A 23,722-nucleotide genomic window follows, 5' to 3' on the forward strand; every position below is an offset into this window, starting at 1 on the left:
CCGGTGCACTTCCGGTCATGAGCGAGCAACCCGTGCTGCGTCCGGTGCCCGTCGGCGGCTTCCCCGAGTGGCTGCCGCACGTGCGCCTGGTCGAGCTGCGGTGGCTCGACGTGATCCGGGCGGCGTTCGAGCGGTACGGGTTCTGCTCGGTGGAGACGCCGTCCGTGGAGCGCATGGAGGTGCTGCTGGCCAAGGGGGAGACGTCGAAGGAGGTCTACTCGCTCGGTCGGGCGCAGGGCGCGGAGGAGGGGCGGCTCGGGCTGCACTTCGACCTCACCGTGCCGTTCGCGCGGTACGCGGCGCAGCACTTCAACGAGCTGGTGTTCCCGTTCAAGCGGTACCAGATCCAGCGCGTGTGGCGCGGCGAGCGGCCGCAGGAGGGGCGGTTCCGCGAGTTCACCCAGTGCGACGTGGACGTGATCGACGTGGACGAGGTCGCGCCGCACTTCGACGCCGAGCTGCCCCGCCTCGTGCACGACGTCCTGACCTCGCTCGACCTGCCCCCGTGGACCCTCGCCGTCAGCAACCGCAAGGTGCTCCAGGGCTTCTGCGAGGGGCTGGGCGTGGCCGAGCCGCTCGACGTGGTCCGCGCCGTCGACAAGATCGACAAGATCGGCCCGGACGGGGTGGCGGCGCTGCTCGCGGAACGGCTCCGGCCGGCGCAGGTCGAGGCCGTGCTGGAGCTGGCCCGGTTGCGTGGCGACGTGGGGGCCGTGCGCGCGCTCGGCGTGGAGTCGGCGTTGCTGGCGGAAGGGCTCGACGAGCTGGACTTCGTGCTGGACGAGCTGTCCGACCTGCCGAACGTCGTCGCCGACTTCTCCGTCGCCCGCGGCCTGGACTACTACACCGGCACGGTCTACGAGGGCCGGTTCGTGGACTGGCCGGAGTACGGCGCGATCTGCTCGGGCGGCCGGTACGACGACCTGGCCGGGTCGTTCATCCGCCGCCGGCTGCCCGGGGTCGGCCTCTCGATCGGGTTCTCCCGGATCTTCGCCAAGATGCTGGCCGAGGGGTTGCTCGACACCGGCCCCGCCTCGCCCGCGGACGTGCTCGTGGTGCTGCCGAAGGACCGGCGGCGCACCGCGACGGCGACCGCGAAGGCGTTGCGGGACCGGGGGCTCGCCGTCGAGCTGTACCACCAGGAGGACAAGGTCGCCAAGCAGCTCCGGTACGCCTCCCGCAAGGGCATCCCGTTCGCGTGGTTCCCGCCGTTCGCCGACGGGCGGCCGCACGAGGTGAAGGACCTGGCCACCGGCGTGCAGGAGGAGGCCGACCCGGCGTCCTGGTCGCGTGACCGGGGCCGGCCCGGTCGCTAGCGGGCCAGCCGGTCCGGGATGCGCGCCAGCGGGTACGCCTGCCAGAAGAAGCGGTCGGCCGCGTGCTGGTCGGCGGCGAAGTTGACCGCCTCCGCGATCCGCCGCCCGCGGATCCGGAACGCCAGCGCCCAGGTGATGTCCAGGCCCGCCGGCCGGGTGCTCCAGCCGCGGTGCAGGTCCACGACCCAGTCGCCGTCCGCGGCGAGGAACAGCGGTTCGGCGCGGAACCCGGCCTTGGCCAGCTCGGCGAAGAACGCCAGCACCTCCTCGACGCCGGTCTTGGTGCCGGACAGCGGGTGGTGGCCGGGGATCGTCCACCGGATGTCGTCGGCGAAGAACCGGCGCAGCGCGGCCACGTCGCCGGCGGCGTAGGCCGCGTAGTAGTCCTTGATCAGCCGCACGTGCGGGTGGTCGCGTTCGGCGGCGGTGGCGGTGCCCGCGGTGAGCCACGAGCCCGTCGCCACGCCGACCGCCGTCGCGCCCAGGCCGCGCAGCACGTCGGCCCGGGACACGGTGGGGGCGTTCTGCTCCTCGGTCATGGTCCCGATCGTGGGCGGCGGGTCGCGCGGTGTCCAAGACCTGTGCCGATGCCGTTCGGTTATGGGGTGCCGCGCGCGGTGGTCCGTTGTGCCATGCTGTCGGCCGACCTTGGGGGAGGAATCGCAGTGGAAGGCTTGGCACCGCCGGAAATCCGGGACGCCGCCGAGTTCACCGCGGCCCTGCGCGCTCTGCGGGTCCGGTCGGGGTTGAGCTACCGGCAGCTCGAACGCCGCGCGGCGCGCGCGGGGGACGTCCTGCCGGCGTCCACGCTGAGCACCGCCCTGTCCCGCGCCACGCTGCCCCGTGAACAACTGCTGGCCGCCTACATCCGCGCGTGCGGGGGTGACGACGCGGCGGTGGCCGCCTGGACCGCCCTGCGCGCCGACCTGGCCGTGGCCTCCCTGGCTCCCGGCGCGACCCCCACCCCGGACACCCCCACCCCGGACATCGCCGAGCCGGACGACACCGAGCCGGACGACACCGAGGCCGACAACGCCGAGCCCACGCCCGCCGAGCCCACGCCGACCGCACCGGAGCCCGTCGCGCCAGAGCCCGTCGCGGCCGAGGCTGTCGAGTCCGAGCCCGCCGAACCCCCGCCCGCCCCCAGCGCACCCCTGCCGCAGCCGCCCGCCCCGCCCCCGACCCACGTTCCCACGCGCCCCACCCGCCGACGGCTCGCGCTGGTGGCCGGGGTGCTCGCCGTGGTCGCGATCGTGGCCCTGGCCGTCGTCCTCACCGACGGCACCGAGGCCCCCGCCCAGAACAACGCCGCCTCCACCACCCCGACCGCCACCTCCACCACCGCCCCGCCCGCGGACCCGACGACCACCGAACCCTCCACCCCACCGCCCACCACGCCGCCGCCCACCACCGCACCCCAAGCCCCGCCCGCCGCGACCACGACCACCGCCACCGCGCCGCCCCCGGCCCCCCAACCGCCCCCGGCCGCCGGGCCGAGGGACGGCATCCAGCAGATCCGTCTCGCCCACACCGGCCTGTGCGTCGGCGAAGGACCGGAGCGGGCCAACCCGCAGCGGATCGTGCTGGGCCAGCACGACTGCGCCACCGCCACCCCGCCCACCGAACTGGAACGCCTCGCCGACGGCACCTACCGCATCAAGCTGCACAACGCCGAGTACGGCCTGGGCTGCGCCACCGTCGACTACGGCGGCACGCACGACGGCCTCCTCCTCGCCGGCGACAACTGCGGCGCGAACCGGGCCGACCAGCGGTTCACCCTCGAACCGGCCAACGGCGGCTACCGGCTCCGCTCGGTGCCCGGCGCGGCGTACTGCATCGGCGTCCTCTCCGGCCGCGCCGAGCCGGGCGTCCAGCTCGTCCAGACCACGTGCACCGGTCAGGCGAGCCAGCTGTTCGTCCTCGGCCGCTGAGGTCAGGTGCGCATCTCCCGCGTCCGCCACAGCACCAGCACGAAGTACGGCGTGCCGATCAACGCGATCACGAGACCGGCCGGGACCTGCGCCGGCGCGATGACCGTCCGGCCCACCGTGTCCGCCGCGCTCACCAGCACCGCGCCCACCGCCGCCGCGACCGGCAGCACGCGCGCGTGCCGCCCGCCGACCAGCGACCGGGCCAGGTGCGGCGCGACCAGGCCGACGAACGCCACCACCCCGATCGCCGACACGGCCGTGGCCGCCAGCACGCCCGCCGCCACCAGGATCACCAGCCGCGACCGCTCCACCCGCATGCCGAGCACGCGCGGCGTGTCCTCGTCCAGGCTGTGCAGGTCCAGCTCCCGGTGCCGCGCCCACAGCAACGGCGTCAGCAGCGCCAGCGCGAGCGCGGTCGGCACCACCTGCTCCAGCGTCCGCCCGTAGGTCGAGCCGGACATCCACGTCAACGCCTTCGCCGTGTTCCACGGGTCCGACGTCACGATCATCAGCGTGATCAGCGCCATCCCGGCCGACCACATCGCGATGCCGATCACCACCAGCCGGTCCGAGTCCAGCCCGGACCGCCACGCCAGCCCGTAGACCAGCGCGAACGCCACCATGGCCCCCACCCCGGCAGCCCCGGCGACGTGCCACGCCCCGGCCATCGGCACGGCCGTGATCAACCCGATCGCGCCCAGCCCCGCGCCCGCCGTGATGCCCAGCAGGCCCGGCTCGGCCAACGGGTTGCGGCTCACGGACTGGATGCCGCACCCGGCCACGGCCAGCGCCGCGCCCGCCACCAGCGCCGCCAGCACCCGCGGCAGCCGCTGGTCCAGCACGAACGTCAACGCGGTGCCCGTGCGCCCGGCGAACCAGTTCGCCAGGTCGCCCAGCAGCACCACCCGGTCCCCGAGCATCAGCCCGACGGTCGGCGCGACGACCAGCAGCACCGCCAGCACCGCGGACGTCACCACGAGCCGGCGGGACGACGTGGCCACCCCGACCCGCCCGGCGGGGGCCTGCCGCGGCGCGCCCCCGGACCGACCCCGCCGGGCCAGCCAGATCAGCACGACCGCGCCGAGCACCGTCGTCATGACCCCGGTCGGCACCCGCACCGCCGCCGCCGAACCCATCACCGCGCGCAGCAGCACGTCCGCGCCGAGCACGATCACCACGCCGACGAGCCCGGACACCGGCAGCAGCGCCCGGTGCCTGCCCAGCCCCGGCACGAACGGCGTCAGCAGCCGGGTGATCACCGGCGCGCTCAGCCCGACGAACCCGATCGGACCGGCGATCGTCACCGCCGCCGCGGTCAGCGCCACGGTCAGCAGCACCGCGCCCACGCGCGTCCGCCGCACCCTCAACCCCAGCACGGTCGCGTTGTCGTCCCCCAGCGCGAGGATGTCGAGCGACCGGCCCATCACCAGCAACACCGCCACCGCGACCAGCACGACCGGCGTCATCTGCGCGGTCGCGTCCAGGTCGCTCACGGTCAGCGACCCGGATCCCCAGGCGAACAGCCCGGTCGTCTCCTGCTCGTACATCAGCAGCAGCAACATGGTCCCCGACTGGAGCGTGAGCATCACCGCCGAGCCGACGAGCACCAGCCGGGGGCTGGTCGAACCGCCGCCGGACAACCCCAGCACGACCACCGACGCGGCCAGCCCGCCGACGAACGCCGCCCCGCCCGCGGGCAGCGTGGGCAGGCTCAGCCCGAACGCCGCGATCGCGACCACGGCCAGGTGCGCGCCCGCGTTGACGGCGAGCGTGTCCGGCGACGCCAGCGGGTTGCGCGCGACCGACTGCATGCCCGCGCCGGCCACGCCGAGCGCGACGCCGAGCAGCAACGCGGCCAGCAGGCGCGGCACGCGCGACCCCTCCAGCACGGCGAGCGTCTGCGCGTCGCCGTTGCCCACCACGGCGTTGAGCACGTCGAGCACACCGGTCGACGCGGTGCCCTGGGTGAGGTGGACGGCGGAGAGCACGGCGATGAGCGCCACGATCCCCGCCGTCACGACGGCGGTGCGCATCAGGCGGTGGCAGCCTTCACGAACTGCTCGACGACGCCGACGACCGACTTCGGCCCGCCGAACGTCCACGTGCCCGGCTCCAGCTTGACGATCTTCCCGTTCGCCACGAACGGCAGCCGCTGCCACACCGGGTTCGCGGCCAGGCCGGTGGTGAACACGTCCTCCTCGGAGGCGCTGTAGAACAGCATGGTCTTCGGGTCGGTGACCGCGGTCATGCCCTCGACGTCGGTCGCGCCCAGGCCCCACTGCGGGTCCACCTCGCCGGTCCACGCGTTCTTCAGGCCGATCGCCTCGGCGGCGTCGGAGACCAGCGAGCCCTTGCCGAACGGGCGGATGTTGACCGTGCTGCCCTCCAGCCAGCCGTCGGCCATGACGAACGGCGTGCCGGTCGCGCCCTTGGCCTCGACCGCCTTCCTGCCGTCGGCGATCGCGGCGTCCAGGTCGGACAGCAGCGCGTCGCCCTCGGCGGACTTGCCGATGGCCCGGGCGATCAGCTTCGTGTCCTCGCGCAGCCGGTCGAGGTTGCGGGAGGCGTCGCTGGCCTGGGTGACGATCACCGGCACGTACTTCTCCAACTGGCCGACCAGCGTCTCGTCCCGGCCCTTGGCCATGATCACCAGGTCGGGGTCGAGCGCGACGATCGAGTCGACGCTGGGCTCGTTGCGCTTGCCGACGTCCTTCACGTCGTCCGCGAGCGGCACGGCCGCGTCCCACGTCTTGTAACCGGCGGCGTCCGCGACGCCCACCGGCATGACACCCAGGGAGGCGACGGTCTCGGTCTCGGCCCACTCCAGCGTGACGACCTTCGCGGCCGGGGAGTCGAGCTTGACCTCCTTGCCGCGGGCGTCGGTCACGGTCACCGGGCCGCCGGCGGACCCGGTCGGGGCGGTGGACGCCGGGGTCTCCGTCGTGCCGCACGCCGACAGCAGCACGGCCGCCGTCACGAGGGCAGGGGCGAGCAAGCGCATGGCTGGAACCTCTCAGGGTGAAGGGGGATGGGGCGGTCAGGCCGGTCGCGGGGTGTGCCTGCCCAGCGGGCGGCAGTGGATCGCGCCGGTCACCGGGTCGTCGGCCACGTGCACCGTGACGCCGTAGGCGCGGGTCAGGTGCTCGGCGGTGAGGACGTCGCGGACCCCGCCCGCCGCGACGACCCGGCCCTCGGACAGCAGCACGACCTCGTCGGCGATGATCGCGGCGTGGTCGAGGTCGTGCAGCACCACGCCGACCGCGACGTCGTGGTCGTTGGCCAGGTCGCGCACCACGTCGAGCACCTCCACCTGGTAGCGCAGGTCGAGGTGGTTGGTCGGCTCGTCCAGCAGGAGCACGGAGGTCTGCTGCGCCAGGCACGACGCGAGCCACACGCGTTGCAGCTCGCCGCCGGACAGCTCGTCCACGCCCCGGTCGGCCATCGGGGTCACGCCGGTGAGGTCCATGGCGCGCTGGACGGCCGCGCCGCCCTCCAGGTCCACCCCGCGCCACCCCGTCCGGTACGGGTACCGGCCGTAGGAGACGACGTCGCGCACGGACACGCCCGAGGGCGTCGGCCGCTGCTGGGTGAGGAGGGTGACGTTGCGGGCGAACTCCTTGCCCGACAGCGGCGAGTGCCCCCACACGGACCGCCCGCCGACCCGGACCTGCCCCTCGCGCGGCCGGTGCAGGCGCGCCAGGGACCGCAGCACGGTCGACTTGCCGGACCCGTTGGGGCCGACGAGCGCCGTCACGGCGCCCGCGCGCAGTCCGAGCGAGACACCGTGCACCACCGCGCGGTCGTGGTGCGCGAGAACCAGTTCCTCACCGGCGAGCAGCGCGTCTCCCTTAGACATGAGGGGAGCCTAACCTAATCTCGCTAATCACCCATATGGGCGTGATCTACTGCACTTTCCGGCCCAGCTCGTAACGCTGCGCGGTCGAAATCAGCCCTCGAAGTGCCGCCGCGTGTCCGCGACGAGCGAGCGGAACACCACCTCGTTGAGCCGGCCGCCGACCTTGAGGGCGGGCTCGTAGGCGAACGTCCAGGTGAGCCGCGAGCCGCCGTCCGCCCGCTCCACCAGGTAGTCCTCGCCGAACCGGCGGAACACCGGCAGCGACGCCCGGTCTGCCGCGAACGACTGCCGCCGCCCCTCCTCCCAGCGGATGAAGCGCTCGTGCAGGCGCAGCACGCCCAGCACGGAGGTCCGGCGCGTCGTGCCCACCCCGAACGGGCGGGGCGAGGTGTACTCGGACGACGACAGCAGCCGGCACCACCACAGCGGGTTGGACGCGGTCAGCCCACGCCACACACGTTCGGGTGACACCGGCAGGTCCAGCACGTAGCTGTGGCGCTGCGGCGCCGACTCGAAGAAACCGACCTCGAACGGCTCCAGGCGGGGCACGGGTCCAGTGTGCCGCCTCCGGTGCGTTTCCACCGCTCGCCCGGCCGGGTCGCGGGGAAGCCGCACCGGTGCGGTCGCGGTCCGCGGACGCCACCCAAAGCAGCACGCGGTTGCGCCGGTCGGGGGGACCGAACGCCCGAACGTGTGGATCACGGCGGTGGGTCTTGGCCGCCTTGCCCCGGCACTGGTTCCGTACACCGGACAGGTCATGACGAGAGGTGCGACCCGATGCCGCAGCCGTTCCAGTTGCCGGACTTCTACACGCCGTACCCGGCACGGCTGAACCCCAGCCTGGAACGCGCGCGGGCGCACACGAAGGCGTGGGCGCGCGAGATGGACATGATCGACGTGCCGCAGCACGGCACGGTGATCTGGACCGAGCACGACCTCGACTCGCACGACTACGCCCTGCTCTGCGCCTACACCCACCCCGACGCCACGCCCGACGACCTCGACCTCGTCACCGACTGGTACGTGTGGGTCTTCTACTTCGACGACCACTTCGTGGAGCTGTACAAGCGCAACCCGGACGTGGCGGGCGCGAAGGCGTACCTCGACCGGCTGCCGCTGTTCATGCCGGTCGACGGCGCGATCACGGCCGAGCCGACGAACCCGGTCGAGAAGGGCCTCGCCGACCTGTGGACGCGCACGGTCGGCAGCCACTCCGAGGACTGGCGCCGCCGGTTCGCCGACAACACCAAGCACCTGCTGGACGAGTCCATGTGGGAGCTGCTGAACATCTCCGAGGGCAGGCTCTCCAACCCGATCGAGTACATCGAGATGCGCCGCAAGGTGGGCGGCGCGCCGTGGTCGGCGAACCTGGTCGAGCACGTCACCGGCATGGAGGTGCCCGCCCGGATCGCCCTCACCCGCCCGATGGGCGTCCTGCGCGACACGTTCGCCGACGCCGTGCACCTGCGCAACGACCTGTTCTCCTACGAGCGCGAGGTGCTGGACGAGGGCGAGCTGAGCAACGGCGTCCTGGTGCTGGAGAAGTTCCTCGACCTGCCGACCCAGGAGGCCGCCGAGGCGGTCAACGACCTGCTCACGTCCCGGCTGCACCAGTTCGAGCACACGGCCGTCACCGAGGTGCCGCTGCTGCTCGACGAGCACGCGATCGACCCGGCGGGCCGGCTCGCCGTGCTGGCGTACGTGAAGGGCCTGCAGGACTGGCAGTCCGGCGGCCACGAGTGGCACGCCCGCTCCAGCCGCTACATGAACCAGGGCCTGGACACCGCGAACCCGGTGCTGGGCGGTCCGACCGGCCTGGGCACGAGCGCCGCCCGCGCGCTGATCGCCACCGCGCCGCAACGGCTGCGCAGCTTCAGCCACGTGCCGTTCGAAGAGGTGCCGTCGATGCCCGAACCGGCGCTCGACATGCCGTTCGAGCTGTCGGTGAGCCCGCACTGGGCGCACGCGCGGGAGAAGAGCGTCGCCTGGGCGCGCGAGATGGGCATGTTCGACGACGTGCCGCGCGTGTGGACCGAGGAGCGGCTGCGCGACATGGACCTCGCGCTGTGCTCGGCGGGCATCGACCCGGACGCCACCGCGGACGAGCTGGAGATCAACGCGCTGTGGCTGACCTGGGGCACCTACGGCGACGACTACTACCCGGTCGCGTTCGGCCGGACCCCCGACCTGGCCGTGGCCAAGGCCGTCACCGACCGGCTCAAGCAGATGATGCCGCTGGAGGGCGCGCCGCCGTCGCCCGTGACCCCGCTGGAACGCGGCCTCGCCGACGTGTGGCAGCGCACCACCGCCCCGATGCCGCAGGACAACCGCCGGCAGTTGCGCCACGCGCTGGAGCTGATGCTCGACAGCTGGATGTGGGAGCTGAAGAACCAGCACGAGAACCGCGTGCCCGACCCGGTCGACTACATCGAGATGCGGCGGCACACGTTCGGCTCGGAGCTGACCATGAGCCTGGCCCGGCTCGGCCACGGCCGGCTCGTGCCCGACGAGATCTACCGGACCCGCACCATCCGCAACATCGAGAACTCGGCGATGGACTACGCCATCATCCTCAACGACCTGTTCTCGTACCGGAAGGAGATCCAGTTCGAGGGCGAGGTGCACAACCTCGTGCTCGTCGTGCGCCAGTTCCTCGACGTGGACCCGGACCGGGCGTGGACGATCGCGACCGACCTCGCGAACGCGCGGCTGGCGCAGTTCCGGCACTCGGTCGCGGTGGAGCTGCCCGCGTTGTTCGAGGAGTTCCGGTTGGACCGGGAGGCGCAGGACGCGCTCAACGCCTACGTCCGCGAACTCGAGGACTGGCTGTCCGGCATCCTGAACTGGCACCGCAGCGTGGTCCGCTACCACGACGCCGACCTGGCCAAGCACTTCGGCGTCCCGGAGTTGGCGTTCACCCCGCAGACGTTGCGCGGCCCGACGGGCCTGGGCACCGCGTCGACCCGCATCCTGGTGAACAGGTGACGCTTCACCCGACACCCCCGTCGACCTGATGCACGGGACTCCCCGCGACAGCGAGCCGCCCTCCGGTGCCGGCGGGCAGCTCGGGCGCGGGTCCGGGAGCTGACTCCCACGCCCCTTCGCCCGCGGACCGCCGCACCCCCGGCCGACCGTCCCCGGGCACGGACGACGCGACGTCCCCCCCCCCGGGGGGGGGCCGGGGGGGGGGCCGCCCCCCCCGGGGCCCCGGGGGGGGGCGCGGTCGGCCGCGGGGCCCGCCGGGGGGGGGGGGCCCGGGGGGGCCCGCCGACCCCTCGTGGACCGCGGGGTGCGCCGGTGTTCCCTCACCCGTCCGCGGTCATGGGGCCACCCTGCCCGGGCGACCGGGGACGAACCTGGGACGAACCTTGAACCTGCCGGTCCCGGGGGCCAAGGGGCGGACTTCGGGCGCAAATGGTCTAGACCCATTGACAGACCCTCCCGGGCGTCCGCACGCTGGGCGCAGCCGGCCGCCGCCCCGCCCCCGAGGAGGTCCAACGGTGAAACTCCCAGCGAGGACGGCCCGCGCGCTCGCCGTCCTGGTGACCGTCGTCGGCGCGACCGTCACGTGGAACGCCGCCTCAGGAACCATCGCGGCCTCGGCCGCCGAACCGCTGCGCGGCATCGTGCCCGTGCCGGTCTCGGTGCAGCCCGCCGCCGGTGTCACGCACACCGTCGCCGCCGACGCGAAGATCTACACCTCACCCGCGGCGCACGCCGTCGGCGACCGGCTGGCCGCCCTGCTGCGCCCCCCGACCGGCTACGCCCTGCCCGTCACCGACACCACCGGCACGCCCGCCGACGGCATCTCGCTGCTCCTCGGCGGCGCGCCCGCGTCCGTCGGCGACGAGGGCTACCACCTCGTCGTCACGGCCGCGGCCGTGCAGCTGCGCGCCAACACCCCGGCGGGCCTGTTCGCGGGCGTGCAGACGTTGCGCCAACTCCTGCCCGCCAAGGTCGAGAGCCGGACCGCGCAGGCCGGGCCGTGGACCGTGCCGGGCGCGACGATCACCGACTACCCGAGGTTCGCCCACCGCGGCGCGATGCTGGACGTGGCGCGCCACTTCCACCCCGTGGCCACGGTCAAGCGGTACCTCGACCAGCTCGCGCTCTACAAGGTCAATTACTTCCACCTGCACCTGACCGACGACCAGGGCTGGCGCATCGCGATCGACAGCTGGCCCCGGCTGGCCACCTACGGCGGCAGCACGCAGGTCGGCGGCGGCCCCGGCGGGTACTACACCAAGGCGCAGTACCAGGAGATCGTGGCGTACGCGGCGGCCCGGCACATCACCGTCGTGCCCGAGGTGGACCTGCCCGGCCACACCAACGCGGCGCTGGCCTCCTACGCCGAGCTGAACTGCAACGGCGTCGCCCCCGCGCTGCGCACGGACATCGCGGTCGGCTACTCGTCGTTGTGCGTGTCCAAGGACATCACCTACACGTTCGTGGAGGACGTGATCCGCGAGATCGCCGCGCTGACGCCCGGCCCGTACTTCCACATCGGCGGCGACGAGGCGAACGCGACCACCGACCAGGAGTACCGGACGTTCATGGACCGGGTGCTGCCGCTGGTGGGCAAGTACGGCAAGAAGGCGATGGGCTGGCACGAGTTCGTCAAGACCACCACCGACCCGGGCGCGGTCGCGCAGTACTGGGGCACGACGACGTCCAACGCCGTGGTGCAGAACGCCGCCGCGCGCGGCCAGAAGATCCTGATGTCGCCCGCGAACAAGGCGTACCTGGACATGAAGTACCACTCGGGCACGCCGCTCGGGCTGAGCTGGGCCGGGCTGGTCGAGGTCCGGGACGCCTACAACTGGAACCCCGGCACGCACGTGAGCGGGGTGCCGGAGTCGGCCGTGCGCGGCGTCGAGGCCCCGCTGTGGACGGAGACGATCGTGACGCCGGCGCACCTCGACTTCATGGCGTTCCCGCGCCTGGCCGCGATCGCCGAGCTGGGCTGGTCGCCGTGGTCGACGCACGACTGGGAGGCGTTCCGCCTCCGGCTGGGCGCGCAGGGCCCGCGCTGGACCGCGATGGGCATCGACTTCTACCGCTCACCGCAGGTGCCGTGGGACAACGGCGGCACGACCACCACGACCACCACGACCACCACGACCACGCAGCCGTCCGGCACCTGGGCCCCGAACCGTGCGTACGCGGTGGGTGCCCAGGTCACCTACAACGGTGTCACCTACCAGTGCCGCCAGGCGCACACGTCCCAACCCGGCTGGGAGCCGCCGAACGTCCCCGCCCTCTGGCAGCGCCTCTGACCCGAACGTAGGACACGCGCGTGAGTCCTACGTCCAGGTCGCGTGTGTCCTACGTCCAGGTACCCCGAGTTGAACGCTCAGGACGTGACGCGGGCGGCCGACACGGGGCGTTGGGCCATCGTGTAGGCCCCCGCGGAGGACGTGTTCACGCTCCACCGGTACCGGCTGAAGGCGCCGGTCGCGTCGGACGCGTAGAACATCATGTGCCCGTACCCGGCGCCGTCGGTCGACGCGGTCGCGTTGAAGATCCGGTTGTCCGGGAACCGGAAGTAGTTGCCCACCCCGTACACGCCGTGCGGCACGGCCGTGCAGTCCACGACCTCCACCGCGTACTGCGTCTCGCCGGGGAAGTTCAGGCCGGAGCCGGGCGCGGTGTAGACGCCCTTGACCGACCGCACCATCACCACGTGCCCGGTGTTGGTGTCCTGGTCGTTGCGGTAGTCGATCGCGATCAGGTCGCCCGGTCGGAGGTCCGCCACCCTGGTGACGCGCTCGAAGTGCGGGATCTCCCGCTCCGCGAACGCCGCCCGGTAGTCGCGCGCGAACGGGCTCGCCACCCCGAAGTGGGCGGTGAAGAACGCCGACGTCGCCCACCGGTACGTCCTTTTCAGCACGGCGGTCAGGAACGACGCGCACTGGCTCCGGTTGACCCAGTCGGACGCGTCGCCCGGCGTGCCCCACCGGACCACGTTCGGCTGGTCCGGCTCCTTGTACGTGTTGTTCGCCAGCGGGCACGTCGGCAGCGACAGGTAGCCGACGAGCTGCTCCGCCTCCAGCAGGTGCGGTGTGGACGTCCGGTGTGGACGCGGCAGCGCCCGAGCCGGCGCGGCGGTCGCACCGGGGGTCGGCCGCGCCCCCGCGGCCACGGCGGTCCCCCCGGAGAACGATCTGCGCGACAGGTCCATCGTGCGGCTCCCCCTTCGGTACAGGCCCGCATACCGTAGACGAAGGGGGTGCTCCGCACGCGGTGGTTCACCGGGCGTACACCAGCAGGACCGTGGTCAGCGCGGTGCACAGGATGAGCATCGAGGCGATCCCGGTCATGGCCGCCCCGGCCGACAGCAGGACTTTGGTCACCAGGCCGAGCATCCGGCGCAGGAGCCTGGCCAGGCCCATGACCAGCGCCAACGCGCCGATCAGGACCACCAGCGCGACCGGCGTCCACTCGGCGGTCTCGGAGGATTGGGCTAACGCGGTGAGCAGGTACATGGCGACCCCCGGATGGCTTCCTGGGTGGACTTCACCTTGACTCACTGAAGTTGACTGAACCTCAGCAAGATGAGGGTAAGTGGCGCTGTACTTCACTGACAAGGCCCGTCCGGGCGTATCAGCTCGTGACTTTTCGTCGCCATCGTGTATGTTTCACGCTTCAGCGGATACGCTGAAGTTCACTGAAGGGCGCGCGGACGTGGTCGTTTCCGAGGACTCCCACCGCCTGGCGCACCGCCTGCGGGCGCTGCGCGAGGAGCGCTGGCCGGACGTCACGATCACCCAGAGCGACCTCGCGCAGGCGTTCAGCGCCGAGAAGCCCGCCAGCGTGCCCCTGCTGTCGTCGTGGGAGAGCCGCGGCAAGCCCAAGACCCCGCCGCTGCACCGCCTCGCCGCCTACGCCACGTTCTTCGCCACCCGGCGCTCCGTCGCCACCCGCCCCTACCGCCTGCTGCCGGTCGAAGAGCTGACGCCCGAGGAGCTGCGCCACCGCGACGAGCTGCTGCGCGAGCTGACCGACCTGCGCGCCGCCGACCAGCGCCAGGACGGCACGTCCCCGGTCGGGGACCGCGCGAACCGCGGCTTCTGGTACTTCGACGACCGGCACGACATCACCATCGTGGTCGCCCAGCTCCCGGCCGACATGCGCGCCCGGATGCCCTACTCCGACCCGACCCAGCCGGACTACGTCGAGCTGTACACCTACGCCGACCTCGACGCCCTGATCGAGCTGCACGGCCACATCCGCTCGGTCAACCCGCGCAGCCAGGTCAACTTCCGCATCGCGTCCGACCTCGCGCCCGACGACTACACCACGCACCTCGTGCTGCTCGGCGGCGTCGACTGGAACCTCGTCACGCGCGAGCTGCTCGACCGCGTCGACCTCCCCGTCACGCAGGTCGCCCGCCACGACGAGTCCGAGGCGGGCGGGTTCGTGGTGCGCACGCCCGGCGGCGAGGAACGCCTCTACGCGCCCAGGCTGGCCCGCAAGGGCGACCGCGAGGTCCTGCTGGAGGACGTCGCCCACTTCTACCGCGGCACGAACCCGTTCAACCACAAGCGAACGGTGACGATCTGCAACGGCCAGTACGGTCGGGGGACCCTCGGCGTCGTGCGGGCACTGACCGACGGCAGGTTCCGCGACCGCAACGCGGAGTACCTCACCCGGCGATTCCCGGGCCTCGACTCCTACAGCGTCCTCACCCGGGTGCTGGTGGTGAACGGCCGGGTGGTCACCCCGGACTGGAACCTGCCCGAGTCCCGCCTCTTCGAATGGCCGGAGAACACCGGGTGAACACCACCGCGCCCGCCCCCGTGGCGCACCACGCGTCGCACGGCAAGCTGCTGACCAGAGTGGACGTCGCCGACTGCCCGCCGGGCCGGGTCGACGCCATCGTCGTGCCGACCAACCGCCCGTGGCGCCACCTCGAGAAGGCCGTCGGGGTCGCCGCCGACCTCGGCCGGCCCCTCGTCGTGCTCGCCAGCGGCGCCGCCGCGCCCGACCGGGCCGCGAAGCTCGCCCGCACCCGGGGCGTCGAGGCGCTGGTGGTGGACGTCCGCGCGCTGCCCGCCTCGCTGATGCCCCGCCTGTCGGCCACCGCGAAGGTGTTGAGCCCCACGGAGTTCGTGCGGCACACCGACACGAGCTTCAAGCGCAACCTCGGCCTGCTCGTGTCCCGGGTGGTCGGGTGGGACCGGGTGGCGTTCCTGGACGACGACATCACCGTGCCCGCGCCCGCCGACCTGGACGCGGCGGCCGGCCTGGTCTCGGAGGGCTACGCGGCCGTCGGGCTGGAGGTCGGCGGCTTCCCGGACAACTCGGTGGTCTGCCACGCGCACCGCGAGACCGGCGGCGACCAGGGCACGTTCATCGGCGGCGGCGCGCTGGTGATCGGCCGCGAGTCCATGACCTCGTTCTTCCCGACGATCTACAACGAGGACTGGTTCTTCCTGCTCGACGAGGCCGGTCTGCGCCGCTCGGCGGTCACGGGCCGGGTGCGGCAGAAGCCGTACGACCCCTTCGCCACCGAGCAGCGGGCCGAGATGGAGGAGTTCGGCGACTGCCTCGCCGAGGGCGTGTTCGCGCTGCTGGACGACGACGGCGGCTTCGAGGCGGCGGGGGACGAGGGCTACTGGGAGAAGTTCCTGCACAGCCGGGTGGCGTTGATCGACGGCATCCTCGGCCGCATCCGGTCGCGGGGGCGGCCGGACGACGAGGCGATGCTGATGGAGATCGCCCTGCGGGCGGCCCGCAAGCGGTGCGAGGCCATCCCGCCGTCGCTGTGCGTGCGGTACCTGAAGGCGCTGGCCCAGGACCGGCGCGCGTGGGCCGCGCACGTCGGGACCTTCCCGCGCGGCGCGGCCGACCTGCGCGGCGCCGTGACGGAGCTGCGGCTGGTCGGGCACGCCACCTACGTCGCGCCCTGACCGCGCCTCCCATGTGGCGGAACGCTCAGCCCGCCGCCCGCGCCGGCGATTAGGCTCGCCTGCTGGGACGCGGACGAGCGGGAGGCAGGGCGCATGACGAGCACCGATGGTCGGCGGAAGTGGCTGACCGTCGCCGAGGAGCTGGCCGAGGCGCTGCGGGTGGACGCGGCGGAACGGGACCGGCGCGGTGCGGAGCCCGTGGCCGAGGTGGAGGCGCTGCGGCGGTCCGGGTTGCTGACCGTCGCCGACTGGGGCACGCAGCAGGCCGTGACCCGGGTCGTCGGCGCGGCCGACGCCAACGTCGGCCACCTGCTCGGCTACCACTACCTCCAGGTCTGGCGCAGCGGCCTGTTCGACAACCCCGCGTTCGACGCGGGCGACAACCTGTTCTGGGCCGGGGTCAGCAACCCGCTGGACGCCGCCCTGGAGCTGCGGCCCGTGACCGGCGGGTTCGAAATGTCCGGGCGCAAGACGTTCGCCACCGGCGCGTCGGTCGCCGACCGGCTCGTGGTCAGCGCCACCCGCACAGACACCGGCGGCAAGGTGACCTTCACCCTCGACGCGAAGGCCGCCGGCATCACCTACGCCGGCGACTGGGACAACATCGGCCAACGCCTCACCGCCAGCGGCGGCGTCGTGTTCGACCGCGTCCACGTGCCGGAGGAGCAGGTCCTGGGCGCGCACGACGAGAACGACCAACGCCTGTCGCTGGCCGCGCTCGGCTTCCAGGCCGTGCTGGCCCAGCTGTACGTGGCGATGGCCGAGGGCGCGCTGGCCGAGGCCGCCCGCTACACCCGCACGACCACCCGCCCGTGGTTCCTCAGCGGCGTGGACAGCGCCACCGCCGACCCGTACATCCTCGCCGCCTACGGCGAGCTGGTGGCCGAGACGCAGGCCGCCGGCCTCCTCGCCGACCACGCCTCCGACCGGCTGGACCGGGCCAGTGCCCGCGGCGCCGCGCTGACCGCCGACGAACGCGCCGACACCGCCGCCGCCATCTCGTCGGCCAAGGTCGTCGCGACCAGGGTCGCCAACCAGACCACCAGCCGGGTGTTCGAGCTGTGCGGCGCGCGCGCCACCGCCGCCGGCTACGCCTTCGACCGGTTCTGGCGCAACGCCCGCACGCTCACCCTGCACGACCCCGTGTCGTACAAGGCCCGCGAGGTCGGCGCGCACTACCTGACCGGCGAGCGCGCCCCGCTGACCGGGTACAGCTGATGGAGCCGTTGCTCGCGCGCAGCGTGCGCCTGGAGGACGACGGCGTGCACGTGCTCGACCGGCGCAACTTCCCGTTCGAGAAGACGTGGGTGCGGTGCGCCACGGTCGCCGAGGTCGCCAAGGCCATCGAGGACATGGTCACCCAGTCCTCCGGGCCGTACTTCGCCGCGCTGTACGGCATGGTGCTGGCCGCCCGGGAGGCCCGCGGCCTGCCGCGCGACGAGGCCCGCGCCCGCCTCGACCGGGCGGGCCGGCTCCTGGTCGCGACCCGGCCCACCAACAACCACCTGCGCAAGGCGGTCGCCGCGGTGCTCGCGGGCGTGGACGCGCACGACGACCTCGAAGCCGGGGCGCTGGCCGGCGCGGAGGCGGGGGACCGGCGCTACCGCGACCGCAGCCGCCGGCTCGGCACGCACACCGCCGAGCTGCTGCCCGACGACGGCGCGGTGCTCACGCACTGCTGGGCCGACCTGTACCTGACCGAGACCGTCACCGCCGCCCGCGCGATGGGCAAGCGCTTGCGGTTCGTCTGCACGGAGACCCGCCCGTACCTCCAGGGCGCCCGGCTCACCGCGGAGACGCTGGGGGAGATGGGCGTGGACACCACCCTCATCACCGACGGCATGGGCGCGGCCGTCATGTCCACCGGCGACGTGGACGTGCTGCTCACCGCCGCCGACCGGGTCACCATGGACGGGCACGTGGTCAACAAGGTCGGCACGCTCGGCCTCGCGGTCGCCGCGCACGCGTTCGACGTGCCGTTCCTGGCCATGGTGCAGGCCCCGGACCGCCTGGCCCCGACCGCCGCCGACGTGCCCATCGAGCACCGGCCGGGCGACGAGGTGCGGCACACGCTGGGCCGCCGCACGGCCACCGACCGCGCCCGGGGCCTGTACCCGGCGTTCGACGTGACGCCGCCGCGGTTCGTGACGCAGGTGGTGACCGACCGCGGTGCGTACGCTCCGCACGGGTTGGCCGATTACTACGTTGGGGACGTTCATGACTAAGTGGGTCGTGCTGGACATCGAGGGCACGCTCAGCGCCACCGACCAGGTCCTGGTCACGCTGTACGACTACGCCCGGCCGCGCCTGGGCCCGTGGCTCGACGCGCACGCCGACGACCCGGCCGTGGTCGAGGCCGTGGCGCAGATCCGCGAGCTGTCCGGTGTGGACGGCGGCACGGACGAGCTGGTGCGCGTGCTGCACGGCTGGATGGACGCCGACCGCAAGGCCACCCCGCTCAAGACGTTGCAGGGCCTGATCTGGCAGCGCGGCTACGCCGTGGGCGACCTGGTGGCCGAGTTCTTCCCGGACGTGGTCCCGGCGCTGCGCCGGTGGCACGCGGACGGCGTGCGGCTCGCCGTGTTCTCGTCCGGCTCGGTGGCGGGCCAGGTGGCGTTCTTCGCCCACACCACCGACGGCGACCTCACGCCGCTGTTCGAGCACCACTTCGACACCGCCAACGCCGGCCCGAAGCGCGAGGCCGGGTCGTACCTCAAGATCGCCTCCGTGCTCGGCTCGACCGACATCACGTTCTACTCCGACGTGCCCGCCGAGCTGGACGCCGCCGCCGAGGCCGGCTGGGCGACGGTGGGCGTGGCGCGCCCCGGCGAGCCCTACGGCGACGCCGACTTCGGCCCGCACCGGACGGTGCGGTCCCTGTGACGCCCGGCGAGGCGCTGGCCGCCGAGTGCGCCCGGTACACCGCGATGGGCTGGATGCGCGGCACGTCGGGCAACCTGTCCGTGGTCGTGGACCGCGACCCGCTGCGGCTCGCGGTGACCGTCAGCGGCAAGGACAAGGGCGAGCTGACCCCCGACGACGTGGTGCTGGTCGACGCCGAGGGCCGCACCGACGACCCGGTGCGCGTGCCGTCGGCCGAGGCGGGCCTGCACGGGCGGATCGCGGCGGTGTCCGGCGCGGGCGCGGTGGTGCACGTGCACGCCCTCGCGCCCGTGGTCGCGGGCGAGCTGTGGCCTGACGGCGTCGAGCTGCGCGACCTGGAGATGCTCAAGGGCTTCGGCCGCCGGGCGCACGACGACGTGGTCGTCGTCCCCGTGGTGCCGAACAGCCAGGACATGAAGGTGCTGGGCGACGCGTTCGAGGCCGGTTACGCCGAGGACGTGCCCGCCTTGATCGTGGCCCGGCACGGGGTGTACGTGTGGGGTGAGGACCTCTACCAGGCGCGGCACCGGCTGGAGTGCCTGGAGTGGCTGCTCCGCTTCAAGGCCGAAACCCACAGGAGGTAGGCGCGATGACGTTGCTGACCGTGTGGTCGGACACCGACCCGGGGACCGCTCTGGTGCGCACCGCCGACCCCGCCGAGATCGCGGTGGAGCTGAAGCAGCTCGGCGTCCGCTACGAGCGGTGGCCGGTGGCGCCGGGGGTGACGAAGGAGAACGCCCTGGAGGTCTACGCCGAGCAGGTCGCCCGGGTGACGGAGACCGAGGGCTACACCCTGGTCGACGCGATGGAGATGACGCCGTCGGACGACCCGGAGTGGCTGGAGTCGGCGGGGCAGGCGCGGCTGAAGTTCCTGGCCGAGCACACCCACGACGACGACGAGGACCGGTTCTTCGCGCGCGGCGCCGGCGTGTTCTACCTGCACGTCAACGGGCGCGTGCACGCGGTGCTGTGCGAGGCGGGCGACCTGCTGAGCGTGCCGGCGAACACCACCCACTGGTTCGACATGGGCACCCGGCCCGACTACGTGTCGATCCGGTTCTTCCACGACGACGACGGCTGGGTCGGCAACTTCACCGGCAGCGAGATCGCCAAGGCGTTCCCGACGTTCGACGCGCTCATGGCGGGTCACCGAGCGAGCTGAGCTCCGCCGCCAGGTTGGCCCTGGCCCGGTCCTCCCAGCGGGCGCGGGCACGCGGCGTGACGTACAGCCGGTCGCGCCCGGCCAGCGACCGCAGCACGCGGGCGCGCCCGGCCCGCCACGCGTCGTCCGGCACGTGCGCGTACTCGGCCCGCACGGCGGACCGGTACCGCTCGTAGGTCTCCGGGTCCGCGCCGAGGACGGCCAGGTCGGCGTCCAGCAGCAGGCACGTCAACGGGTCGTCCGAGGTGTGGTCCGCGGTGGCGAGCACCAGCCCGGCCACCGCGTCGGCCTCGGCCAGCCCGGCGAGCCGGGCCCGCGCCCACTCGGCGCTGCGGCGCTCGTCCTCGCCGGGGCGGCCGTCGTAGACGACGTCGTGCGCCAGGGCGGCGAGCGTGAGCACCGCGCGCTCCCGTGCCGTGCGGCCGTCGGCCTCGGCGAGCGCGTCGGCGTCGCGCACGACGGCCAGCGCGTGATCGGCGTCGTGGTAGCGGCGGTGCGGCTCGGCGTACCGCTCGGCGAGGTCGCCGGGACCGTGCGTGCCGCCCAGCACGCGGACCGCCTCGTGCCAGCGCTCGGTCAGCATCGCACCCCCCACCGTGCCGGTCGCGCCGTCGTCGGACGCGTGCCTTGGATCGTGCCATCCCGGTGGCCGTGCGCCACGACCCGACAGCGGTGCGCACTGACGTCGCCGAGCCGTTACCGATCGGTAACGTCACCACCGCATAACGAATGGACCGCAACCCAAGTCATCTGAATGGGCTACCTCGATAGAGGGACAGCCGGTGTAGTTCGATCCCCCGGTCAGCCCTCGACACCTGCGGAGCAGCACCATGCGCATGACCTCCCGTCGCCTGTTCGGAGCAGCGACCCTCCTGGCCCTGGGCGCCTCCGGCCTCCTGGGCGGCACCGCCACGGCGTCCCCTTCCGGCGGCACCCCGGCCGCGGGGGACGACCGCGCCGTCCCGCACGCCAAGAACCTGGAGTGGAACCACGAGAACGCGTGCGCCAGGGCGGGCCTGGCCGGGCAGGCGTTCGACGAGGAGGGCACGCCGACCCTGCCGAGCACCCAGACCGACACCCACGTCACGATCACGGGCGGCCTGGAGGGCTACACCGTGACGGGCGTCGTGGTGAAGGGCGGCGACGGCTACAACGTCTACTTCACGACCCCGCCGGAGGGCACGAAGCCGCTCGGCGACCTGCCGTGGGAGGGCCTGCACTCGCCGCTCAACCCGAACGGCAAGCCGGCGGGCATCAGCCACTGGTTCTTCTGCGCCGAGAAGACCACGTCGGAGGAGCCCGGCGGCGAGAACCCCGGCGGCGAGAACCCGGGTGGTGAGAACCCGGGCGGGGAGAACCCCGGTGGCGAGAACCCGGGCGGCGAGAACCCCGGCGGGGAGAACCCCGGTGAGGAGACGGTGGAGGTCACGCCGACGTCCACGACCTCGGTCGCGGTCACCCCGACCAGCACCTCCGCCCCGGTCGCGGCGCCCGTCGCCGACGACAACGACCTGGCCAACACCGGTTTCGACGGCGGCTGGCTGCTCGTCGTCGGCCTCGGGCTGGTCGCCGCGGGCGCGGCGTTCGTCGCCTCGCCGAAGCTGCGCGGCCTGCTGCGCCGCTGACCCCGCCGCCGCACAGGGCCGCCCCCGCACCCCCGCGGGGGCGGCCCTCGGCGCTCACGACGGTTGTGACCTGCGCTACCTCACTTGATCCAGGGGCCGGCCCAGCGCAGACCCCCGGAACGCAGCCGTCTACGATCCGATGAGCCGGCGGCGCCACCCGCCGGCGAAGCCAGAACCAGACAGTGCAGGAGGCACCGTGACGGCCGTAGCCCCGCAGCCGATCGCAACGCGGCCCTTCGGGACTCGCCAGGCGGTCAAGGGTTCGTTCCTGCTGCGGATGTTCCGCACCACGGACCACAAGCAGATCGGGATCATGTACCTGGTCACCTCGTTCGCCTTCTTCATGGTGGGCGGCGCGATGGCCATGCTGATGCGGACCGAGCTGGCCCGACCGGGCATGCAGTTCCTGTCGCAGGAGCAGTTCAACCAGCTCTTCACCATGCACGGCACGGTGATGCTGCTGCTGTACGCGACGCCCATCGTCTTCGGGTTCGCCAACTTCGTCCTGCCGCTGCAGATCGGCTCGCCGGACGTGGCGTTCCCGCGCCTGAACGCCTTCTCGTACTGGCTGTACCTGTTCGGCGGCCTGATCGTGATGGCGGGCTTCCTCACGCCGGGTGGCGCGGCCGACTTCGGCTGGTTCGCCTACACCCCGCTGTCGAACGCCATCCACTCGCCCGGCGTCGGCGCCGACCTGTGGATCTCCGGCCTGGTCGTCGGTGGTCTCGGCACCATCCTCGGCGCGGTCAACATGATCACCACCGTGGTGTGCCTGCGCGCGCCCGGCATGACCATGTTCCGCATGCCGATCTTCACCTGGAACATCCTGGTGACCTCGGTGCTCGTGCTGCTGGCGTTCCCGATCCTGACCGCCGCGCTGCTGGGCCTGCTGGCCGACCGCCACCTGGGCGCCCACGTGTTCGACCCGGCCAACGGCGGCGTGATCCTCTGGCAGCACCTGTTCTGGTTCTTCGGCCACCCGGAGGTCTACATCGTCGCGCTGCCGTTCTTCGGCATCGTGTCGGAGATCTTCCCGGTGTTCAGCCGCAAGCCGATCTTCGGCTACAACGGCCTGGTCTACGCGACGCTGGGCATCGCGGCGCTGTCCGTGGCGGTGTGGGCGCACCACATGTACGCCACCGGCGCGGTGCTGCTGCCGTTCTTCGCGTTCATGACGTTCCTGATCGCCGTGCCGACCGGCATCAAGTTCTTCAACTGGATCGGCACGATGTGGAAGGGGCAGCTGACGTTCGAGACGCCCATGCTGTTCAGCATCGGCTTCATCGTCACGTTCCTCTTCGGCGGCCTGTCCGGCATCCTGCTGGCCGCGCCGGCGATCGACTTCCACGTGTCGGACACGTACTTCGTCGTCGCGCACTTCCACTACGTGCTCTACGGCACGATCGTGTTCGCCACCTTCGCGGGCATCTACTTCTGGTTCCCGAAGATCACCGGCCGGATGATGGACGAGCCCCTGGGCAAGCTCCACTTCTGGACCACGTTCCTCGGCTTCCACGCCACGTTCCTGGTGCAGCACTGGCTGGGCAACGAGGGCATGCCGCGCCGGTACGCGGACTACCTGCCCAGCGACGGCTTCACCACGCTGAACACGATCTCCACGATCGGCGCGTACATCCTGGGCGCGTCCACGCTGCCGTTCATCTGGAACGTGTTCAAGAGCTACCGCTACGGCGAGACCGTGCACGTGGACGACCCGTGGGGCTTCGGCAACTCGCTGGAGTGGGCCACCTCGTGCCCGCCGCCGCGGCACAACTTCACCGAGCTTCCCCGCATCCGCTCCGCCCGCCCGGCCTTCGAGCTGCACTACCCGCACATGATCGAGCGGCTGCACAGCGAGGCGCACGTGACGTTCACCGGCAAGGCGATCGCGCACGAGGACGCCCCGAAGGCCCCGTCCGAGGCGGCCGCCGCCGCTGTGCAATCCGGCACAGCGTCGGAAGGGACCGAGGGCGACCACAAGTAGCGCTTGTAACCTGGACGCAGGTTCACCGGCGAGCCCCGACGACCGTCCCGGGT

The 23,722-nt window shown here is 72.7% G+C and carries 21 protein-coding genes; 13 read left to right on the plus strand and 8 right to left on the minus strand.

What is annotated here, in order from left to right; genetic code table 11:
• The first annotated feature begins 17 nt into the window (after window positions 1-17).
• The gene (gene hisS, locus ACFXGA_RS19130) at window positions 18-1,316 is read left to right on the plus strand and encodes a histidine--tRNA ligase (RefSeq protein ID WP_378089606.1); all 1,299 of its coding nucleotides are present in this window, start codon (window positions 18-20) and stop codon (window positions 1,314-1,316) included.
• Here the strand turns inward: hisS and ACFXGA_RS19135 are convergent.
• On the minus strand, window positions 1,313-1,855 hold the full coding sequence (locus tag ACFXGA_RS19135; protein WP_378089608.1) for a nuclear transport factor 2 family protein: 543 nt from the start codon (window positions 1,853-1,855) through the stop codon (window positions 1,313-1,315). The genes hisS and ACFXGA_RS19135 overlap by 4 nt on opposite strands.
• 126 nt (window positions 1,856-1,981) lie before the next feature.
• Here ACFXGA_RS19135 and ACFXGA_RS19140 point away from each other — a divergent pair, with 126 nt between their 5' ends.
• Entirely contained in the window at window positions 1,982-3,247 is a 1,266-nt protein-coding gene (locus ACFXGA_RS19140) for a hypothetical protein (protein WP_378089610.1), read from the plus strand.
• Window positions 3,248-3,249: 2 nt separating this feature from the next.
• Here ACFXGA_RS19140 and ACFXGA_RS19145 read toward each other — a convergent pair whose 3' ends face one another.
• The 4 genes from ACFXGA_RS19145 to ACFXGA_RS19160 form a co-directional block, all read right to left on the minus strand.
• Window positions 3,250-5,280 (minus strand): iron ABC transporter permease, encoded by a 2,031-nt coding sequence (locus ACFXGA_RS19145; RefSeq protein ID WP_378089611.1) that lies wholly within the window; start codon window positions 5,278-5,280, stop codon window positions 3,250-3,252.
• Complete coding sequence (locus ACFXGA_RS19150; RefSeq protein ID WP_378089613.1) at window positions 5,280-6,248, minus strand: ABC transporter substrate-binding protein; 969 nt, start codon at window positions 6,246-6,248, stop codon at window positions 5,280-5,282. The genes ACFXGA_RS19145 and ACFXGA_RS19150 overlap by 1 nt, the downstream gene beginning before the upstream one ends.
• Before the next feature lie 36 nt (window positions 6,249-6,284).
• Window positions 6,285-7,103 (minus strand): ABC transporter ATP-binding protein, encoded by an 819-nt coding sequence (locus ACFXGA_RS19155; RefSeq protein WP_378089615.1) that lies wholly within the window; start codon window positions 7,101-7,103, stop codon window positions 6,285-6,287.
• Window positions 7,104-7,193: 90 nt separating this feature from the next.
• Window positions 7,194-7,652, minus strand: a complete 459-nt coding sequence (locus ACFXGA_RS19160) for an SRPBCC family protein (RefSeq protein WP_378089618.1) — start codon at window positions 7,650-7,652, stop codon at window positions 7,194-7,196.
• Window positions 7,653-7,880: 228 nt separating this feature from the next.
• Here ACFXGA_RS19160 and ACFXGA_RS19165 point away from each other — a divergent pair, with 228 nt between their 5' ends.
• Together ACFXGA_RS19165 and ACFXGA_RS19170 are read left to right on the plus strand one after the other, a co-directional pair.
• Window positions 7,881-10,088 carry a germacradienol/geosmin synthase gene (locus ACFXGA_RS19165; protein WP_378089620.1) on the plus strand — a complete coding sequence of 736 codons (2,208 nt, stop codon included), beginning with the start codon at window positions 7,881-7,883 and terminating at the stop codon, window positions 10,086-10,088.
• A 515-nt stretch (window positions 10,089-10,603) separates the two neighbouring features.
• Window positions 10,604-12,379, plus strand: coding sequence for a family 20 glycosylhydrolase (locus ACFXGA_RS19170; protein ID WP_378089622.1), 1,776 nt, complete (start codon window positions 10,604-10,606; stop codon window positions 12,377-12,379).
• A gap of 77 nt (window positions 12,380-12,456) precedes the next feature.
• Here ACFXGA_RS19170 and ACFXGA_RS19175 read toward each other — a convergent pair whose 3' ends face one another.
• Both ACFXGA_RS19175 and ACFXGA_RS19180 read right to left on the minus strand, forming a co-directional pair.
• Window positions 12,457-13,284, minus strand: coding sequence for a hypothetical protein (locus ACFXGA_RS19175; protein ID WP_378089624.1), 828 nt, complete (start codon window positions 13,282-13,284; stop codon window positions 12,457-12,459).
• Window positions 13,285-13,351: 67 nt separating this feature from the next.
• On the minus strand, window positions 13,352-13,588 hold the full coding sequence (locus tag ACFXGA_RS19180) for a hypothetical protein (protein ID WP_378089626.1): 237 nt from the start codon (window positions 13,586-13,588) through the stop codon (window positions 13,352-13,354).
• 199 nt (window positions 13,589-13,787) lie between these two features.
• On the opposite strand from ACFXGA_RS19180, the gene ACFXGA_RS19185 reads away from it, so the two are divergent.
• From ACFXGA_RS19185 to ACFXGA_RS19215, 7 genes are all read left to right on the plus strand, one after another.
• Window positions 13,788-14,882: an XRE family transcriptional regulator gene (locus ACFXGA_RS19185; RefSeq protein ID WP_378089628.1), complete on the plus strand. Its 1,095-nt coding sequence runs from the start codon at window positions 13,788-13,790 to the stop codon at window positions 14,880-14,882.
• Window positions 14,879-16,015 (plus strand): hypothetical protein, encoded by a 1,137-nt coding sequence (locus ACFXGA_RS19190; RefSeq protein WP_378089630.1) that lies wholly within the window; start codon window positions 14,879-14,881, stop codon window positions 16,013-16,015. Before ACFXGA_RS19185 ends, ACFXGA_RS19190 begins: the two co-directional genes overlap by 4 nt.
• 93 nt (window positions 16,016-16,108) lie before the next feature.
• On the plus strand, window positions 16,109-17,233 hold the full coding sequence (locus ACFXGA_RS19195; protein WP_378089632.1) for an acyl-CoA dehydrogenase family protein: 1,125 nt from the start codon (window positions 16,109-16,111) through the stop codon (window positions 17,231-17,233).
• Window positions 17,233-18,240 carry a s-methyl-5-thioribose-1-phosphate isomerase gene (locus tag ACFXGA_RS19200; RefSeq protein WP_378089633.1) on the plus strand — a complete coding sequence of 336 codons (1,008 nt, stop codon included), beginning with the start codon at window positions 17,233-17,235 and terminating at the stop codon, window positions 18,238-18,240. Before ACFXGA_RS19195 ends, ACFXGA_RS19200 begins: the two co-directional genes overlap by 1 nt.
• Window positions 18,233-18,898 carry an acireductone synthase gene (gene mtnC, locus ACFXGA_RS19205; RefSeq protein ID WP_378089635.1) on the plus strand — a complete coding sequence of 222 codons (666 nt, stop codon included), beginning with the start codon at window positions 18,233-18,235 and terminating at the stop codon, window positions 18,896-18,898. The genes ACFXGA_RS19200 and mtnC overlap by 8 nt, the downstream gene beginning before the upstream one ends.
• Window positions 18,895-19,482 carry a methylthioribulose 1-phosphate dehydratase gene (mtnB, locus tag ACFXGA_RS19210; protein WP_378089637.1) on the plus strand — a complete coding sequence of 196 codons (588 nt, stop codon included), beginning with the start codon at window positions 18,895-18,897 and terminating at the stop codon, window positions 19,480-19,482. The genes mtnC and mtnB overlap by 4 nt, the downstream gene beginning before the upstream one ends.
• 5 nt (window positions 19,483-19,487) lie before the next feature.
• Window positions 19,488-20,060, plus strand: coding sequence for an acireductone dioxygenase (locus tag ACFXGA_RS19215; protein ID WP_378089639.1), 573 nt, complete (start codon window positions 19,488-19,490; stop codon window positions 20,058-20,060).
• Here ACFXGA_RS19215 and ACFXGA_RS19220 read toward each other — a convergent pair.
• Window positions 20,035-20,643, minus strand: a complete 609-nt coding sequence (locus tag ACFXGA_RS19220) for a hypothetical protein (RefSeq protein ID WP_378089641.1) — start codon at window positions 20,641-20,643, stop codon at window positions 20,035-20,037. The two genes, ACFXGA_RS19215 and ACFXGA_RS19220, sit on opposite strands and share 26 nt — an antisense overlap.
• A gap of 253 nt (window positions 20,644-20,896) precedes the next feature.
• Here ACFXGA_RS19220 and ACFXGA_RS19225 point away from each other — a divergent pair, with 253 nt between their 5' ends.
• Together ACFXGA_RS19225 and ctaD are read left to right on the plus strand one after the other, a co-directional pair.
• Window positions 20,897-21,685, plus strand: coding sequence for a hypothetical protein (locus tag ACFXGA_RS19225; protein ID WP_378089643.1), 789 nt, complete (start codon window positions 20,897-20,899; stop codon window positions 21,683-21,685).
• Between the two features lie 196 nt (window positions 21,686-21,881).
• Entirely contained in the window at window positions 21,882-23,669 is a 1,788-nt protein-coding gene (gene ctaD, locus ACFXGA_RS19230) for a cytochrome c oxidase subunit I (protein WP_378089645.1), read from the plus strand.
• Window positions 23,670-23,722 lie beyond the last annotated feature (53 nt).

The organism is Actinosynnema sp. NPDC059335, assembly GCF_042752395.1.
Taxonomy (GTDB): Bacteria; Actinomycetota; Actinomycetes; order Mycobacteriales; family Pseudonocardiaceae; genus Actinosynnema.